At 64.3% G+C, this 16,388-nt stretch carries 16 protein-coding genes; 13 read left to right on the plus strand and 3 right to left on the minus strand.

Features of this window, described 5'->3' with window-relative positions; genetic code table 11:
- Window positions 1–165 precede the first annotated feature (165 nt).
- From GO499_RS18170 to GO499_RS18210, 9 genes are all read left to right on the plus strand, one after another.
- Complete coding sequence (locus tag GO499_RS18170) at window positions 166–450, plus strand: hypothetical protein (RefSeq protein WP_161863515.1); 285 nt, start codon at window positions 166–168, stop codon at window positions 448–450.
- A gap of 63 nt (window positions 451–513) precedes the next feature.
- The gene (locus tag GO499_RS18175) at window positions 514–2,352 is read left to right on the plus strand and encodes an ABC transporter ATP-binding protein (protein ID WP_161863516.1); all 1,839 of its coding nucleotides are present in this window, start codon (window positions 514–516) and stop codon (window positions 2,350–2,352) included.
- Window positions 2,349–4,208: an ABC transporter ATP-binding protein gene (locus tag GO499_RS18180; protein WP_284154806.1), complete on the plus strand. Its 1,860-nt coding sequence runs from the start codon at window positions 2,349–2,351 to the stop codon at window positions 4,206–4,208. Before GO499_RS18175 ends, GO499_RS18180 begins: the two co-directional genes overlap by 4 nt.
- A 39-nt stretch (window positions 4,209–4,247) precedes the next feature.
- A complete protein-coding gene (locus tag GO499_RS18185; protein ID WP_161864059.1) occupies window positions 4,248–6,062 on the plus strand; it encodes an ABC transporter ATP-binding protein in 1,815 nt (604 codons plus the stop codon).
- Window positions 6,062–7,891, plus strand: a complete 1,830-nt coding sequence (locus GO499_RS18190; protein WP_284154807.1) for an ABC transporter ATP-binding protein — start codon at window positions 6,062–6,064, stop codon at window positions 7,889–7,891. Before GO499_RS18185 ends, GO499_RS18190 begins: the two co-directional genes overlap by 1 nt.
- 84 nt (window positions 7,892–7,975) lie before the next feature.
- The gene (locus GO499_RS18195; RefSeq protein WP_161863517.1) at window positions 7,976–8,518 is read left to right on the plus strand and encodes a P-loop NTPase family protein; all 543 of its coding nucleotides are present in this window, start codon (window positions 7,976–7,978) and stop codon (window positions 8,516–8,518) included.
- Between the two features lie 14 nt (window positions 8,519–8,532).
- Window positions 8,533–8,940, plus strand: a complete 408-nt coding sequence (locus tag GO499_RS18200; protein WP_161863518.1) for a hypothetical protein — start codon at window positions 8,533–8,535, stop codon at window positions 8,938–8,940.
- Window positions 8,937–9,863: a sterol desaturase family protein gene (locus GO499_RS18205; protein WP_161863519.1), complete on the plus strand. Its 927-nt coding sequence runs from the start codon at window positions 8,937–8,939 to the stop codon at window positions 9,861–9,863. The genes GO499_RS18200 and GO499_RS18205 overlap by 4 nt, the downstream gene beginning before the upstream one ends.
- A gap of 54 nt (window positions 9,864–9,917) precedes the next feature.
- A complete protein-coding gene (locus tag GO499_RS18210; RefSeq protein ID WP_161863520.1) occupies window positions 9,918–10,712 on the plus strand; it encodes a TlyA family RNA methyltransferase in 795 nt (264 codons plus the stop codon).
- On the opposite strand, the gene GO499_RS18215 is transcribed toward GO499_RS18210, so the two are convergent.
- Window positions 10,645–11,142, minus strand: coding sequence for a VOC family protein (locus tag GO499_RS18215; protein WP_161863521.1), 498 nt, complete (start codon window positions 11,140–11,142; stop codon window positions 10,645–10,647). The two genes, GO499_RS18210 and GO499_RS18215, sit on opposite strands and share 68 nt — an antisense overlap.
- A 122-nt stretch (window positions 11,143–11,264) precedes the next feature.
- Here GO499_RS18215 and GO499_RS18220 point away from each other — a divergent pair, with 122 nt between their 5' ends.
- Window positions 11,265–12,461: a class I SAM-dependent RNA methyltransferase gene (locus GO499_RS18220; protein ID WP_161863522.1), complete on the plus strand. Its 1,197-nt coding sequence runs from the start codon at window positions 11,265–11,267 to the stop codon at window positions 12,459–12,461.
- A 39-nt stretch (window positions 12,462–12,500) separates the two neighbouring features.
- Here the strand turns inward: GO499_RS18220 and GO499_RS18225 are convergent, their stop codons facing one another.
- Entirely contained in the window at window positions 12,501–12,692 is a 192-nt protein-coding gene (locus tag GO499_RS18225) for a hypothetical protein (protein WP_161863523.1), read from the minus strand.
- Window positions 12,689–13,396 carry a rhomboid family intramembrane serine protease gene (locus tag GO499_RS18230; protein WP_161863524.1) on the minus strand — a complete coding sequence of 236 codons (708 nt, stop codon included), beginning with the start codon at window positions 13,394–13,396 and terminating at the stop codon, window positions 12,689–12,691. The genes GO499_RS18225 and GO499_RS18230 overlap by 4 nt, the downstream gene beginning before the upstream one ends.
- 77 nt (window positions 13,397–13,473) lie before the next feature.
- Between GO499_RS18230 and trpS the strand changes: the two genes are divergently transcribed.
- Genes trpS through GO499_RS18245 form a run of 3 tightly spaced genes read left to right on the plus strand, consistent with a single transcriptional unit; the run spans window position 13,474 to window position 16,387 of the window.
- Complete coding sequence (gene trpS, locus GO499_RS18235) at window positions 13,474–14,502, plus strand: tryptophan--tRNA ligase (protein ID WP_161863525.1); 1,029 nt, start codon at window positions 13,474–13,476, stop codon at window positions 14,500–14,502.
- On the plus strand, window positions 14,499–16,001 hold the full coding sequence (locus tag GO499_RS18240) for a GNAT family N-acetyltransferase (RefSeq protein WP_161863526.1): 1,503 nt from the start codon (window positions 14,499–14,501) through the stop codon (window positions 15,999–16,001). Before trpS ends, GO499_RS18240 begins: the two co-directional genes overlap by 4 nt.
- Window positions 15,998–16,387 (plus strand): hypothetical protein, encoded by a 390-nt coding sequence (locus GO499_RS18245; protein ID WP_161863527.1) that lies wholly within the window; start codon window positions 15,998–16,000, stop codon window positions 16,385–16,387. Before GO499_RS18240 ends, GO499_RS18245 begins: the two co-directional genes overlap by 4 nt.
- Window position 16,388: the final 1 nt, after the last annotated feature.

Below are 16,388 nucleotides of genomic sequence, written 5' to 3' on the forward strand. Positions count from 1 at the left end.
CGCTTTGATGTATGTCAATCGCGACTCATGCAAAAGGAGGGTCGTCAATGATGCTACCGGGGATTTTCTACACCAACCGCTGACGGCGGGCCCCGGTAAGGCCTGCCCACAGGGCGGCCGTTCTTCATTCGACAATCCGAACCTTTCGCCCCGCAGGAGGGGACCATGAGCGATTTACACACATATTTGCAATCCGAGTTCCGGGATCTGTCTGCGAACCGTCTTGGCCATCATGCCGACATGGCGGGCGCAGAACGTTTCGCGCTGGCCAGCTATTTGCGTCAATCCGGAGAGTTCGGACCCCGCGTGCCGGTCAATCCCGCGCATTATCTGCGGGCGCTGTCTACCGACGCGCCGGCGCGGGCGCCACGAAGCTCCGGCTTCGCGTTCCCCTTGCGCCTATCCTTCCGCCTGCCGCGGTTTGGTCTGCGCATTCCCCAAAAGATCTGACCAGCATGGCGACGCCGGGTCGCCATGCTGAAACCCTGAAACACAAATACAAGGGCTGGACCGATGTACCGGCGTTTTGAACGACTCGTTGATTCCTTTGCGCCTTTCGATGAAAAGACGCCCCCCGCAAACCTGTTCGCCTATTACCGCACACAATGGAGCAGTTTCGGCCGTTTCGTGCCCTACATGGCTGCCACGGGTGCTGCCGTGGCCATCATGGAGAGCGGCCTTCTGTTCTACTCCGGCAGGCTGATCGACCTGATGGCCAATGCCGGGCCCGGAGCCTTCCTCGGCCTGCACATGCTGGAACTGGCGCTGGTTGCCAGCTTCGTGATCCTCGCGCGGCCGTTGCTTATCGGCCTGCATCACCTGTTCCTGGAGCAGATGCTCTCGGGCAACCTGATGGACCAGGCGCGCTGGCGGGCGCACAAGCACATGCTCGGCCAGAGTATGGGATACTTCCAGAACGATTTCGCGGGGCGGCTTTCCAACCGCGTGATGCAACTCGGCTCGGCGGTGGAAGACACCACCTACATGTTCTTCGAGGCGGTCTGGTTCGCCAGCGCCTACGTGATCGGCGCGATCATCGTGGTCACCGGGATCGACTGGCGCATTTCGCTGCCGCTAGTGATCTGGGTTGTCGTGTTCTGCGCCTATACTCACCGCATCGCCAAGCGGGTGGCGGTGGCGTCGGAGAAATGGTCGGACGCGCGCAGCCTTGTCTCCGGGCGCGTCGTCGATGCCTATGCCAATATCGAAACGGTGAAACTGTTCGCCCACGGTGCGCGAGAGGAAGCCTATGCGCGCTCCTCGATGAAGCGGCACCAACTGCGGTTCCAGCGATTCCTGCGGCTGATGACGGAACTGCAATTGGGCCTGAACGTCATCAACGGCATCCTGCTGGTGGGCATGATGGTGCCTGCCATCTGGTTGTGGACGGCGGGTACGGTCACGATCGGCGAGGTGGCGGTGGCATCGGCGCTGGCGATCCGGCTGAACGGGATGTCCGGCTGGATCATGTGGGTCGTCATCCGCCTGTTCGAACAGGCCGGTGTGGTGCGCGAAGGGCTGCGCTCCGTCTCCGTGCCCCATGCGGTGACCGACAGGGCGCAAGCTGGAGAGTTGAAGGTTACCGCCGGTGAAATCCGCTTCGACGGGCTGACCCATCACTATGGCAAGGACACCGGCGGCCTAACGGATGTGAACCTGACAATCCCGGCCGGCCAGAAGGTCGGGCTCGTCGGTCGATCCGGCGCCGGCAAATCGAGCCTCGTCAACCTGCTGCTGCGGTTCCGCGACGTGGAGCAGGGCCGCATCCTGATCGACGGTCAGGATGTCGGGGCGGTGACGCAGGACAGCTTGCGGCAGGCGATCGGGATGGTGACGCAGGACAGTTCGCTGCTCCACCGCTCCGTTCGCGCCAACATACTCTATGGCAAGCCGGAGGCGACAGAGGCGGAAATGGTGGAAGCGGCGGAACGGGCCGAGGCACACCGGTTCATTCAGGACCTCGAGGATCCGAAGGGTCGGCGCGGCTACAACGCCTTCGTGGGCGAGCGCGGCGTCAAGCTGTCAGGCGGCCAGCGCCAGCGCATCGCGCTTGCGCGGGTGATCCTGAAGGACGCGCCGATCCTGATCCTCGACGAGGCGACGAGTGCGCTGGACAGCGAGGTGGAGGCCGCGATCCAAGAGACACTCTACGGCGTGATGGAGGGCAAGACGGTGATCGCCATCGCCCACCGCCTCTCCACCATCGCCCAGATGGACCGGATCATCGTGCTTGATCACGGGCGCGTGGTCGAGGACGGCAGCCACGAGGATCTGCTGTCCTCCGGCGGACTGTATGCCGGGCTCTGGGCGCGGCAGTCCGGCGGCTTCCTCGGCATCGAGGCGGCAGAATGAAGATGCGAGGCGGCCTGCGCCGCCTCGCAACGCCGTTCGAAACCCTCGCCGATCCGTTCGCGCCGGTGGAACGGCCATCCGACAGGGTCTGGCCGTTCCTGCGCTCATTGCTTGTGGCCATGCGCTGTCCGATTCTGCTCGCGCTTGGCCTCTCCGTCATTGCCGGCGGTATCGAGGTGTTCCTGATCGCCTACGCAGGGCGGTTGATCGATGTGCTGGCCACGGCAGACCGCGCGACGCTCTGGCAGGTTCATGGCTGGCACCTGATCGCCGTGGTGCTGGTGCTGCTGGTAGTCCGGCCGGTGTTTCACTTCGCGCGGGAAGCGACGAACGACCTCGGCCTGCGCCCCAACCTGGATGTGATGGCCCGCTGGCGGGCTTGGGCCCATGTCTCCCGCCAGTCGGTCGGCTGGTTTCAGGATGATCTGGCGGGGCGCACCGCAACACGGGTGATGGAAACCGGCGGGGCGGCGACGGTGGCAATCTATCGGGCCGTGAACACGATCGTTTACGTGGTCATCTACGTTGTCGGTATCCTGATCCTGATGGCCGCCGCCGACTTGCGCCTCGCAATGCCGATCCTGCTTTGGACATCGCTCTACATCTGCATGACGATACTGGTCGTGCCGAAGATGGAGGCGACGACCGAGCGCCATCAGGAGGCGCGTTCGGCGCTCAACGGGTTGATGGTCGATGTGTTCGGCAATATCGGCACGGTCGCGCTGTTCGCCGACAGCAAGGCACGGGAGCGGGAGGCGCGGACGCTGTTCGAGGGCTTGCGACAGCGGTTCTATGCGGTGCAGCGGGTGGAGGTCGGTCTCAACGTCGCGATCACGGTACTGGAAGGGGTGATGCTGGTGGGGCTGGTCGGCTACGGAGTCTGGCTGTGGCAGCAGGGCGCCGCCACACTGGGCTTGGTGGCGGCGGCGCTGGCGCTGGGCTTCAAGATCACCTCGATGGCCGAATGGTTGCTCGATGCGGTGGCCGACATCTTCGCCAGCACCGGTGCGTTGCGCGAGGCACTGAAGACAGTCGGGCAGCCGCTGGCGATCACCGATGCCGCTGATGCCCGCCCGCTGCGGGTGAGCGGCGGTGCGATCTCGCTGCAGGGCCTCCACCACCGCTACGGCAAAGAACGCGGCGGGCTGGATGGCGTTTCGCTGGAGATACGGGCCGGCGAGAAGGTCGGATTGGTCGGCCCTTCGGGCGCGGGCAAATCGACGCTAGCTAACCTGATCCTGCGCTTTTTCGAGCTGGAAACGGGGCGGATTGCCATCGACGGGCAGGACCTTCGCAAAGTCACGCAGGAGAGCCTGCACGCCAATATCGCCATGGTCGCCCAGGACAGTGCACTGCTCAACCGGTCGCTGCGCGACAACATCACCCTGGGGCGCGACGTTTCGGAGGAGGCGATCCGAAGGGCAGCACGGTTGGCGGAAGCCGAAAATTTCATCCCCGATCTGCAAGACAAGGCGGGGCGGCGCGGCTATGATGCCCATGTCGGCGAGCGGGGCGTCAAACTTTCCGGCGGGCAGCGACAAAGAATTGCGATTGCACGTGTCATCCTGAAAGATGCCCCTATCTTGATACTGGACGAAGCCACCTCCGCCCTCGACAGCGAGGTCGAGGCAGCCATTCAGAAAACGCTGTTCCGGCTGATGGAGGGCAAGACGGTGCTGGCCATTGCCCACCGGTTGTCAACCATCGCGGCGATGGACAGGATCGTGGTGATGGAAGCGGGCCGGATCGTGGAGCAAGGCACCCACGATGCGCTGCTGGCCGCCGGTGGGTTATACGCCCGGCTGTGGGCGCGGCAATCGGGCGGGTTCATCGGTGCGGAAGACGGGCAGGCATAAGAAAAGGGACGACGGCAGGTGTTGAACAAGATCGCGGACATGGTCGATGCATTTCGCCATGCGGACGGCCCCGCGCCGCGCAGGCTCGGCCCGTTCATGCGCTGGTGCCTGTCGGGGGCGTTTCCGGCCATCTTCGTGGCGCTGGCACTGTCGGTGATCGTCGGGCTGATGGAACTGGCGGCTGCGTGGTTTGTCGGCTGGGCCATCGATTCCGCGCAGGCGACCGGCCCGGATTTCCTGTCGACGCAGGTTGCTGCCCTGATAGCCATCGGTGTTTTCCTGGCCTTCCTCCGCCCGGCCGTCATGGCGCTGAACGCGGCCATGACCTCGTTGGCGCTCGGCCCCAACCTTTACCCGCTGATCCTGACCCGCCTGAACCGGCACACGATCGGCCAGGCGATGAAGTTCTTCGATGACGATTTCGCGGGCCGGATTGCCCAGAAATCGCAGCAGACGGCGCGGGCGCTGACGGATGTGGTGGTCGAAACCTGCAACATCTTCGGCTTCGCCATCGCCTCCACCACCGGCGCGATGGTGCTTATGGGCAGCGTCAATGTGGAATTGGCAGTCGTGCTGATTGTCTGGCTGGCACTCTATATCCTGTTGATCCGCTGGTACCTGCCGCGCATCCGCGTCCGGTCCCGCGCGCGGGCCTCGGCGCGGGCGATGGTGACGGGCCAGATCGTCGACACGGTCACCAACATCGCCACGGTCAAACTGTTCAGCCACGGCGATCACGAGGACCGGGCCGCCATTGACGCACTCGGCAAGTTTCGCGGTGCCTCCCTCGGGTTCGGCCGGCTGGTCGTCGGCTTCAGGCTGACGCTGTTCACGCTGGCCGGACTGCTGCCGGTGGTGCTGATCGGCCTGACCCTTCACTACTGGTCCGTCGGCACCGCGACAGCCGGGGATATCGCCATGGCGGGGCTGATTTCCATGCGTCTCGCCCAGATGTCCGGCTGGGTGTCGTTCACAGCGCTCGGTATCTTCGCCAACATCGGCGAGATCGAGGACGGGATGCGGACCCTGTCGCCGCCGCATGCGATCCAGGATAAGCCGGGGGCTGTCTGGCCTGCGCCGCAGGATGCCGGAATTCGCTTCGAGGGCATCAATTTCGGGTACGGCCGGGAGGGCTCGGCGGCGCTGGCGGATTTCAACCTGTCGATCAGGCCGGGCGAGAAGGTCGCGCTCGTCGGCCAGTCCGGCGCCGGCAAGACCACGGTCGTATCGTTGCTGTTGCGGCTCTACGAGATCGAGGAGGGACGCATCCTTCTGGGTGACAATGACATTCGCGATATCGCCCAGGACGGCCTGCGCAAGCAGATCAGCGTCGTCCGGCAGGAAACCGCTATGTTCAATCGCTCCGCCCGCGAGAACATCCGCTATGGTCGGATCGAGGCGACTGATGCGGAAGTTGTCGAGGCAGCAAGACGCGCCAGTGCCGACGATTTCATCCACGAGCTGCGCGACCTGCACAAGCGGGAGGGATACGACGCCCATCTCGGGGAGCGCGGGGTAAAGCTGTCCGGCGGCCAGCGACAGCGTATTGCCCTCGCCCGTGCCATCCTGAAAGACGCACCCGTGCTGGTACTGGACGAGGCGACCAGTGCGCTGGACAGCGAGGTCGAAGCGGAAATCCAGACGGCCTTGCACGAGGTGATGGAAGGCAAGACCGTTGTCGCCATTGCCCACCGCCTTTCGACCATCGCGGAGATGGACCGGATCGTGGTGATGGATCAGGGCCGGATCGTCGAGGAGGGCACACACGAAGACCTGCTTTCCAGGGGCGGCCTGTATGCCCGGTTCTGGCGGCGCCAGTCCGGCGGGTTCCTCGACCTCAAGGCGGCTGAGTAGTGGCGAAATACCTAGGCCTGATCGATCCGTTCGCCCCTGCCGAGGGGCCGCCACCGACAAGCCTTTATGCGTTCATGCGCTGGGGGCTGAGAGGTGCGGAGCCGTCGATCCTGCTGGCCTTTGCCGTTACCTTCCTGACCGGCGCGTCGGAGCTTGTCGCCGCGCGTTTCACCGGCTGGGTGATCGACAGTGCGTCGGCCACCGGCACGGGCGGGTTTTGGGAGCCGTTCTGGCCCCTGATCGTCGCCGGCTGCATCTTTTTCCTCATTGTTCGTCCCCTCATCTTCGTGTTCGACGCAGCTGTTTCCGGCATTCTGCTTGGCCCGCATCTGTTCCCGTTGGTCCTGTCGCGTCTCAACCGCCATGTCCTTGGCCACTCGATGCGCTTTTTCGAGAACGACTTCGCGGGCAGGATCAGCCAAAAAGCACTGCAGGCGGCACGGGCGCTGACCGATCTCGTCATCGAGGTTTCCGATGTCGTGGTCTACTCGCTGGCGATGTTCGCCGGGTCCTTCCTGCTGCTTGGCGCGATCGACCCGCGCCTTTTGCTGATCTTCGTCGTCTGGGCGGTTCTTTACGTGGCGGCGCTGCGGTTCTTCATCCCCCGCGTTCAAGCGCGGTCCGCCGACAGGGCGGGCGCGCGTACCCACGTCACCGGGCAGATCGTCGACACCCTGTCCAACATCACCACCGTCAAGCTGTTTGCGCAGGATGCGGAGGAGGATCGTGCCACGATCCGTGCGCTCGACACGTATCGCGAGCGATCACTGTCCTTCGGCCATATTTCCGCGTTGTTCCGCATGGTGCTGATGACGCTGGGTGGCATGCTGCCGCTCTTTGCCATACTCGGTGCGCTCTACCTGTGGAGCCTGGGCCAGGCAACGGCAGGTGACATCGCGATGACGGCGATGGTCACCACCCGGCTTTCCATGCTGACCAACCGGCTGGGACGGGTGGCGATGTCGATCTTCACCAACATCGGCGAGATCGAGGACGGCATGGCGACACTGGCCGCCGCGCACGAGATCACCAACCGCAAGGGCGCGGCGGAACAAGCGCCACATGGCGCGATCCGCTTCGATGACGTCACCTTTCGCTACGGGGGCGACATTGCGGCGATGAACCGCTTTTCGCTGGAGATCGCGGAGGGTGAGAAGGTTGGCCTCGTCGGGGCATCGGGTGCCGGCAAATCCACCGCGGTGTCGCTGCTGCTGCGCCTACACGATGTGGAGGAAGGGCGCGTGCTGCTGGGCAGAACTGATATCCGCGACATCACGCTTGCCGCCCTGCGCGAGGCGATAGCGGTCGTCCGGCAGGAAACTTCGATGTTCAACCGCTCGGCGATGGAAAATATCCGCTATGGCAGGCCGGATGCCAGCGACGAAGAGGTGTTCGAGGCCGCGCGGCGTGCCTCCGCCCATGACTTCATCCTGACGCTGCGCGATCACAAGGGCCGGAAAGGCTATGATGCCCGTCTGGGCGAACGCGGCGTCAAGCTGTCCGGCGGGCAACGCCAACGCATCGCACTGGCCCGCGCCTTCCTCAAGGATGCACCGGTGCTGGTGCTGGATGAGGCAACCAGCGCCCTGGACAGCGAGGTGGAGGCCGAGATCCAGACCACGTTGCACGAGGTGATGCAGGGCAAGACGGTCGTGGCCATCGCCCACAGACTCTCGACCATCGCGGAGATGGACCGGATCGTGGTGATGGACAAGGGCCGGATCGTCGAGGAAGGCACGCATGAGCAGTTGTTGGCGCGGGGAGGACTTTACGCGCGGTTCTGGCAACGCCAGTCCGGTGGTTTCCTCGACCTCGACGCGGCAGAGTGATGACAGGAAACTTGACAGGCCTTTGCGGTCCCTGCCATCAGAGCTGTCTTTCAAGAGCGATCACCATCACGGCGGGGGCGGCAGATGCAGCGCGTCATGATTATCGGCGGACCCGGGTCCGGCAAGACAACACTGGCGCTGGAGCTCGGTGAACGCACCGGCCTGCCGGTGTTCCACATGGACCAGATCCACCATCTGCCCGGCTGGGTGGAGCGGGACCGAGAGGAGAAGGGACGGCTCTGTTCAGAGGTGCACGCGCGCGAGCGCTGGATTTTCGAGGGCAATCACAGCGCCGCCTACCCGGAGCGTGTGGCCCGCGCCGATACGTGTATCTGGCTGGATCTGCCGGTGAGCCTGCGCCTCGCCCGTGTCGTCTGGCGCACGTTGCGTCACTACGGCCAGGACAGGCCTTCACTGCCGGAAAACTGCCCGGAACGGTTCAGCCGCGAATTCTTCGCCTTCATCTGGCGCACCCGCAACACCACCCGCGTCAGACCGCTGGCCATCAAGGCCGACCCGCCGCCACACCTGACTTTCGTGCACATCACTTCCGTCGCGGAACTGCGTCGCTATCTTGCGTCGCTCAACTTGACGGTGTGTGCGGCTCTGGCACAGACTTCCGGCTGAAACCCGGAGGGAACATGCCTCTTACCATACTTGTCCCGCTCGTGGTCGGCGGAATTCTCGGCATCGTGTTCATCGTCCACATGTCCGGCTGGACAGGCCGTCTGACCCTTGATGACCATGCCGTCCGCCGGGCCTGGGCCGGCGAATACCCGGATGACGAGCCGACGCGCGTCGCCCTGTCCGATGACGCCCGCGCCGCGCTGCTGACGACGAAGTCCGGCGCACGCGGTGTCGTCTGGTGCATGGGCGACGGCATCGTCCTGCGCCGGTTTCAGCCCCAGGGCGTTCGGGTAGAGGAAACATCCGACGGCCTGCGCCTGCGTTTCCGCGACACCGGCGCACCCGCAGCCCTGATCCGCCTCGCCGATGCCGGCAGCCGCGCGGAATGGACAGCCCCCGAGCAACAAGGCAGATCCGTATGAGCGACACCCTGACCTATCCTGATATCGTTACCCTGGCAGTGCCGGTGTTCATCCTGACGATATTGGCGGAAATCGCAGCGATCCGCTGGCTGCGGGCCACGGGGCGCTACGAAACGCGTGATGCCCTCACCTCGCTGCTGATGGGGGCCGGCAATGTCGTCGCCGGTATCGCGCTGGGTTTCATTGCCTACGGGTTCTACCTCTGGCTCTGGGAGTACCGCGTCTTCGATCTGGGCACTGCATGGTATGTCGTGCTGCTCTGCTTCGTCCTCGATGACTTCCGCTATTACTGGTATCACCGTATCGCCCATACCTCGCGTTGGGTCTGGGCGGAGCATGTCAATCACCACTCTTCGCAGCACTACAATCTGACAACAGCGCTGCGGCAAAGCTGGACCGGCACGTTCACGTTCATGTGGCTGCTGCGGGCACCGCTGATCCTGCTCGGGTTTCACCCGGCGATGGTGATCTTCGCCGGCGGCATCAACCTAGTCTACCAGTTCTGGATTCATACCGAAGCCATAGGCAAGCTGCCACGCTGGTTCGAGGCGGTGTTTAATACCCCGTCGCATCACCGCGTCCACCATGGCCGCAACCCCCGCTACCTCGATGCCAATTATGCCGGAACCCTGATCATATGGGACAGGATGTTCGGAACTTTCGTGCCGGAATTGGAGGAAGAGGCCGTGCAATACGGTCTCGTCCACAACATTGGCACCTTCAACCCGCTGCGTGTCGCCTTCCACGAATGGGTGGCGATGCTTCGCGACATTTGCCAGCCCGGACTGACATGGCGCCAGCGGCTCAACTATGCCATCGCGCCGCCGGGCTGGAGCCACGATGAAAGCCGCGAAACATCAGAAATGATCAAGGCTGCCTATGTCAGGCGCAATCCGGACCAGAAAGGCACGCCGGGGTTGTGATGCGGGGCGGCAGGGTCCAATCTCCTGCCGAACCACCGGAGCAGCCTGCATCGCATGAGCAAAGACCCGATCCGTCTCGATCTCGCCCTCGTCAGGGCCGGTCTGGCCGAGAGCCGCAGCCGCGCGCAGATGCTGATCGGCGCGGGTGCCGTGCGGGTGAACGGCGTGGCGGCGACAAAGCCCTCGCAACCGGTGACCGACGAAGCGCTGGAGGTTGAGGGAAATCCGCTTCCCTGGGTATCTCGCGCCGCACTCAAGCTCGTGGCCGCCCTCGAGCATTTCGAGCTGGACCCGGGCGGCGCCATTGCCCTCGACATTGGCGCTTCCACCGGTGGTTTCACCGAAGTGCTACGGGCACATGGCGCACGGCGGGTCTATGCAGTCGATGTCGGTCGCGGCCAGTTGCACGCCTCCGTCAGGGCCGATCCGGGTGTCGTCTGCCTTGAAGGGCTGGATGCCCGCAACCTGACGGACGAGGTGGTGCTGCCCGACTGGGTCGTCTCCGATGTCAGCTTCATTTCCGCGACCAAGGCACTGCCGGTGCCTCTGTCCCTTGCTCGTCCTGGCGCCCATGCGATCATTCTCGTCAAACCGCAGTTTGAACTTTCACCGGCGGACATCGGCAAGGGCGGCATTGTCAGGTCCGAAGAGGCCCGCGCCAGAGCTTGCGACAGGGTGCGCGAATTCGTCACCGGCGAGGGGTGGGATGTGCTGGGCCTGATCGAATGCCCGGTGACGGGCAGCGACGGCAATCAGGAATACCTGCTCGCCGCCGAGAAGGTCACGCCGCCCGCAATGCGGCTAGATCCAGACGCCTATTCGTCATCTCGAGCTGGCCCTCTGCGTTGACGGGCCACATCTCCCTCGGCCTGTCCCAGTAGAGTTCAACGCCGTTCATGTCCGGATCATCGAGGTAGAGCGCCTCGCTGACACCGTGGTCCGCAGCACCGGATAGCCGGATGCCAGCCGCGTCCAGCCGTCGCAGCGCGGCACCGAGGTCGGCGCGTTCCGGATACACAAAAGCGGTGTGATACAGACCGGTATGACCCATGGGCGGCGGCGTTCCGCCGAGGCTCTCCCAAGTGTTCAGTCCGATATGATGATGATACCCGCCTGCGGACAAGAAAGCTGCCCCCGGCCCGTAGCGTTGGACGAGGTCGAGGCCGAGCACGTCCTTGTAGAAGCTGATGGCGCGCTCCAGTGAAGAGACGCGCAGATGAACATGGCCGATGCGCAACCCCGCAGGGGCGGGAGGGCGGGCCGGGATGCTGGCCTGCATGATGATATCCTTATTTGTTTCACGAGAAAAGATAGTTCCCGGCTGTCGATGTGATAATGGTCTTTTTGGGAAACAAAAGGTTTCGCTTTCCGAAGCCGCATCCGCCGCGTAAACCGATGGCGATGACAGATATCGAAATCACCCGCCTAGGCCACCTCGGTGATGGCATCGCCATTGACGGCAGCTTCCATCCGTTCGCCCTGCCGGGGGAGAAACTGGCGGCTGCTCCGCCGCATGGGCTTCTGTCCGCATCGCCCGACCGGGTTGTGCCGCCCTGTCCGCAATTCACCCGCTGCGGCGGCTGCGCATTGCAGCACGCGTCGGATGGCTTTGTCGCAGGCTGGAAGCAGACGGTCGTCACGCGTGCCCTTGCCGCGCAGGGGCTGAACGCGGAGTTCCGCCCGGTTGCCACCTCGCCTCTCTACAGCCGCCGGCGTGCGACGCTTGCGGGCCGGCGCACCAAGAAGGGCACGGAGATCGGCTTCCATGCCCGCCGTTCCGATGCGATAGTTCCCATTGATGGCTGTGTGATCCTTGTTCCGCAGATCCTTGAACTCACCGGAAAGCTCGGGGCGTTGATCCGTATCGGCACGTCGCGCAAGGGGGTGTTGCGGCTGTCGGTGACGGAAACGGATGGCGGCGCGGATCTCGCGGTGGAAAACGGCAAGCCGCTCGACAGACCGCTGCGCGAGGCGCTTGCCGATGAGGCCCGATCCCTCGGCCTTGCGCGGTTGACTTGGAACGGCGAGGGCGTTGCCCTGGCCAGCCAGCCGCGTGCCACGCTGGGTACCGCGCAGGTGCCGCTGCCACCGGGCGCCTTCCTGCAGGCATCGGCTGCGGGACAGCAGGCATTGGTAAAGGCCGTCGGCGAAGCGGTCGGAGATCACGCCCGGATCGTCGATCTTTTCGCCGGATGTGGCACCTTCTCCCTGCCGCTGGCGCAGACGGCCGATGTTCATGCCGTCGAAGGCGCCGCGGAGATGCTGGCGGCACTCGATTCCGGCTGGCGGCACGCCACCGGCCTGCGTCAGGTCACGACCGAAACCCGTGATCTATTCCGCCGCCCGTTGATCGCAGGAGAACTGGGCCGCTTCGATGCCGCCGTGATCGACCCGCCGCGGGCAGGTGCCGAGGCGCAGGTCGCCGAAATCGCGGCCTCGGACCTGAAGACAGTCGCCATGGTGTCCTGCAACCCGGTGACCTTCGCGCGAGATGCCGCGACACTCTCGGCTGCCGGTTTTGCCCTGCAATGGGTGCAGGTTGTCGACCAGTTCCGCTTTTCCCCCCACATCGAACTCGCCGCCGCCTTCCGGCGCTGAGGGCCGCCGTATCTTCCCCGCGACCGGCCGGACGCATCTTTATTGCGCCATGCCCGGCATCCGCCTTCGACCGCCGAATTCCGGTGTCAGCCATTCCGGCCAGCCGAACATCAGTTCGATACCATATAGCACGAAGACACAGGCAAGGACGGCCAACACCAGCTTCACACGTCCGGCGCTCGGTGGGTTTTGCACCCAGCGCTTCATCCGCAGAAGCCACAGAAGGTTCATCGATTCTGCAGCCGTGCCCGCAGCCGCCGCAGGCCGCCGGGGATCAGCAGCGGCGCGAGGCCGAAGCCGGTGAGAAAGCCCGCAGCCTCGCTGGCGATGGTCAGTTGCCCGCCGTCTCCCTGCAACAGTTGATAATAGACGAAGAACAGCAGTTGTAACGCCACCAGCACCCCCACCAGCCGGAAGGCCATTATCGGGTTTTCACCCTTCTGGCGGGCGATGATCCACAGCGTCCACGTCATCAGACCGAGGAAACCATAGAGCGGCGGATAGGCGCCCAGCAGCGCGTAGCCGCCCTGCATGATCAATCCGTGGGCCAATGCCCCGCAGAAGGACGCGGCGACGAAGACGATGGCGAGCGCCAGGCCGGAAAACACCCGTGAAGCGTAGTTACCGATGGCCAGCAGCAGGGCGACGGCGAACAGTGCGTGCGTCGCGTTCTGGTGAATGAACGGGTAGGTGAAGAACCGCGCTGCCGTGTCCAGGTTCCATGTCCCAGTAGCGCGTGCATATTCGAACACCTGGTCGACGAAGCCGAAACGCTGGGCCGCGGCGATGCGCCAGCCCACGGCCTCGGGCCCGCCGATCAGGCCACGCGCGCCAAGCTGGAACGCAACCTCGATCAGCCCCATGGCCAGCGCAAGCGCCACCAGTACTGGCGGAAGGGCGTTGAAGGGTGAGGCGTTCTGGTCCGGGTTGTGCATCCCTTGCTCCGGTTGACGTTCCGCGATCCTGCGGCGATAAGCGAGGCCGTCTCTAACCGATTTCAGGCAATAGCTCCATGACCGATGCTCAACACGCACGCCGCGTCTTCTCCGGGGTTCAGCCGACAGGTGATTTGCACCTCGGCAACTATCTCGGAGCCGTGAAACGCTTTGTAGAGATGCAGAACAACGATTGGGAAACCATCTACTGCATCGTCGACCTGCACGCGATCACGGTCAGCTGGCCTGGGCGCGAGGGGATGACTGCCGCGACGCGCGAACTGGCGGCGGCCTTCCTTGCCTGTGGCATGGACCCGGAGAAATCCGTCCTCTTCAACCAGAGCCAGGTGCCGGCCCATACGCAGCTTGCGTGGATCTTTTCCTGTGTTGCCCGGCTTGGCTGGATGAACCGGATGACACAGTTCAAGGACAAGGCGGGCAAGAACGCGGAGCGCTCCAGCCTCGGGCTCTACGCTTACCCGGCGCTTCAGGCCGCCGACATCCTCGTCTATCACGCAACGCATGTGCCCGTCGGCGAAGACCAGCGCCAACACATCGAATTGACGCGGGATATCGCCACCAAGTTCAACCTCGATTTCGGAGCGGAGAATTTCTTCCCCCTGCCAGAGCCGATGATCGAGGGTGTGGCGACGAGGGTTATGAGCCTGCGGGACGGCTCCAAAAAAATGTCGAAATCCGATCCTTCCGATCAGAGCCGCATCAACCTCACCGATGATGCAGATACGATCGCAAAGAAGATCCGCAAGGCCAAGACGGACCCGGAACCCCTCTCCGAAACGCTCGAAGGGCTTGAGGAACGGCCCGAGGCACTCAACCTCGTGCGCATCTATGCCGCGCTGGCCGAGACGACGCCGGAGCAGGTGATGGCCGAACATGGCGGTGCCAGCTTTTCTACCTTCAAGCCGGCCCTCGCAGACCTTGCCGTCGCCAAGCTTGCCCATATCGGCGAAGAGATGCGGCGTTACCTTGCCGACCCTGCGGAGATCGACCGCGTGCTTGGCAAGGGCGCGGAGAAGGCGGCGGCCATCGCCGACCCGATTCTCGCCAGGACCTATGACATCATCGGCTACGTGGGTAGCCGGTGATCACGCTCCGCCCCGCATGGCCTGAAGAGGCCGGGCGGCTGGCGGAGATCGCCGAGGCAGCCTTTGGCGGCTACATCGCCGCCATCGGCAAACCGCCGGCGCCGATGTATCCCGATTTTCCGGCTCTGATCGCCAAGGGGCGTGTCTGGGTCAACGAGGACCTTTCTGCATACAGCGTCCACTATCGCGATGGCGATGCGCTCCACCTCGAAGCGGTAGTCGTTGCGCCGGATGCGCAGGGCAGGGGGCTGGGGCGGAAGGTGATCGCCTGGGTGGAGGCCGAGGCACGGCGGCTCGGCCTGCCCCGTGTCGAGCTTTACACCAATGCCGCGATGGCCGGCCCGCTGCGGCTCTACCCTGCGCTTGGCTATGCCGAGGTTTCGCGCCATGAAGAGGCGGGTTTCGCCCGCGTATTCTTCGAAAAGGATGTGCGTGGGCTGGAGGTGCACCCTGTCCGCCGTGCCCTGCTCATGCAGGCCACGATCTGCCGCCGTCTGAAATCGCCGTTCACGGCGGCCGTCATAGATTGCATCACGGCGGCGCTTCGCGAAGGCACGGTGCTTGGCGACAGGGTGCTGCACTGGCCAGGCGATCCCGCCCCGCGCGGCGACGCACTTGCTTTGCGCCTCGCCGGAGCGCTGCACGTTTGCGTTCGCGCGGGCCGGTTGCCGCGGCTTGCGGAATTCTATCCACCGGCAGCCATGTCCGCCTTCGCTGACCTTCAGGACGCGGTCACGGAGGCTTGCCGGGCAGAGGGGCAGATGCTCGCCGACTGGCTGACCTTCGCGCCGCAAACGAACGAGACCGGCCGCTCCGCTGCGCTCTATCCCGGATTGATGGCCATTGCGGATCGCTTCGGTTTGCCGATGGATCTGCTGGAGCTCGGTGCCAGTGCGGGATTGAACACGAACCTGGCCCGCTATGGTTATACCCTGGGCGGCACGGACTTCGGAGACAGGAAAAGCGCCGTGCAGATCGTGCCAGAGTGGCGCGGCCCGGCGCCCACCGGTCCTGAGCCGTGCATCGGTTCGGCTTGTGGTGTCGACCTCAACCCGTTGGACACGGCGAATCCGGAAGTCGCGCGTCGCCTAATGGCCTATGCATGGCCCGACCAGCCGGAGCGACTGGCGCGGCTCGAAGCGGCCATCGCCATCGCCCGCGCGCATCCGCCGCGACTCGTTGCCGGTGATGCGGCCGACTGGCTGGAGGCTGAACTCGCCGCTACGGCCCTGCCCGGCCGCGTGCGCGTGGTGTGCCATACCATCGCTTTCCAGTACTTCCCGCCCGACTCGCAGGCCCGCATCCGCGCCGCCCTTGCGGCAGCCGGCGCACGGGCAGGGGCGGAGGCGCCGCTGGCATGGCTGACATTGGAATTCGAGGATACGGTCAACCCGGTGCTCTGCCTGCAGACATGGCCGGGTGGTGGCCGCGAAACCCTGGCCACGGCCCACCCGCACGGCACATGGATCGAGTGGCGCGGGGAGGAAGCAACAGCATGAAAACCTACCTTCTTGCCATCCTTCTGACCGTCCCGGCCACTTTCGCCGCGGCCGAACCGTTCAAATGCCGGGTCACCGATGTACTGTTGTCGTCGGAAGAAAATCCCGAGTTCGTACGCAAGAACAAGCAGAAACAGTTCCTGATTACCGTCGGCAGCGAAAGCATCGTCATCGCACAGAGTTCGCCCGACTTCGCCCCGTCGGAGCGGGAATTCTTCCCGGTCAGCGAGCCCCCGTCCGACATTCTCGCCATGGCGACCGACAGCTTCAGCGTCTCGACCTTCGCGATGCCCTACCTGACAAACAGCGGCATCCGTTTCGATGCCACGCTGACATTGCAGACAGCCAACTTCGTCAATGTCTGGACCCTCGATTGCCTGCCATGAC

The organism is Algicella marina (assembly GCF_009931615.1).
In the GTDB taxonomy this organism is placed as follows: domain Bacteria; phylum Pseudomonadota; class Alphaproteobacteria; order Rhodobacterales; family Rhodobacteraceae; genus Algicella; species Algicella marina.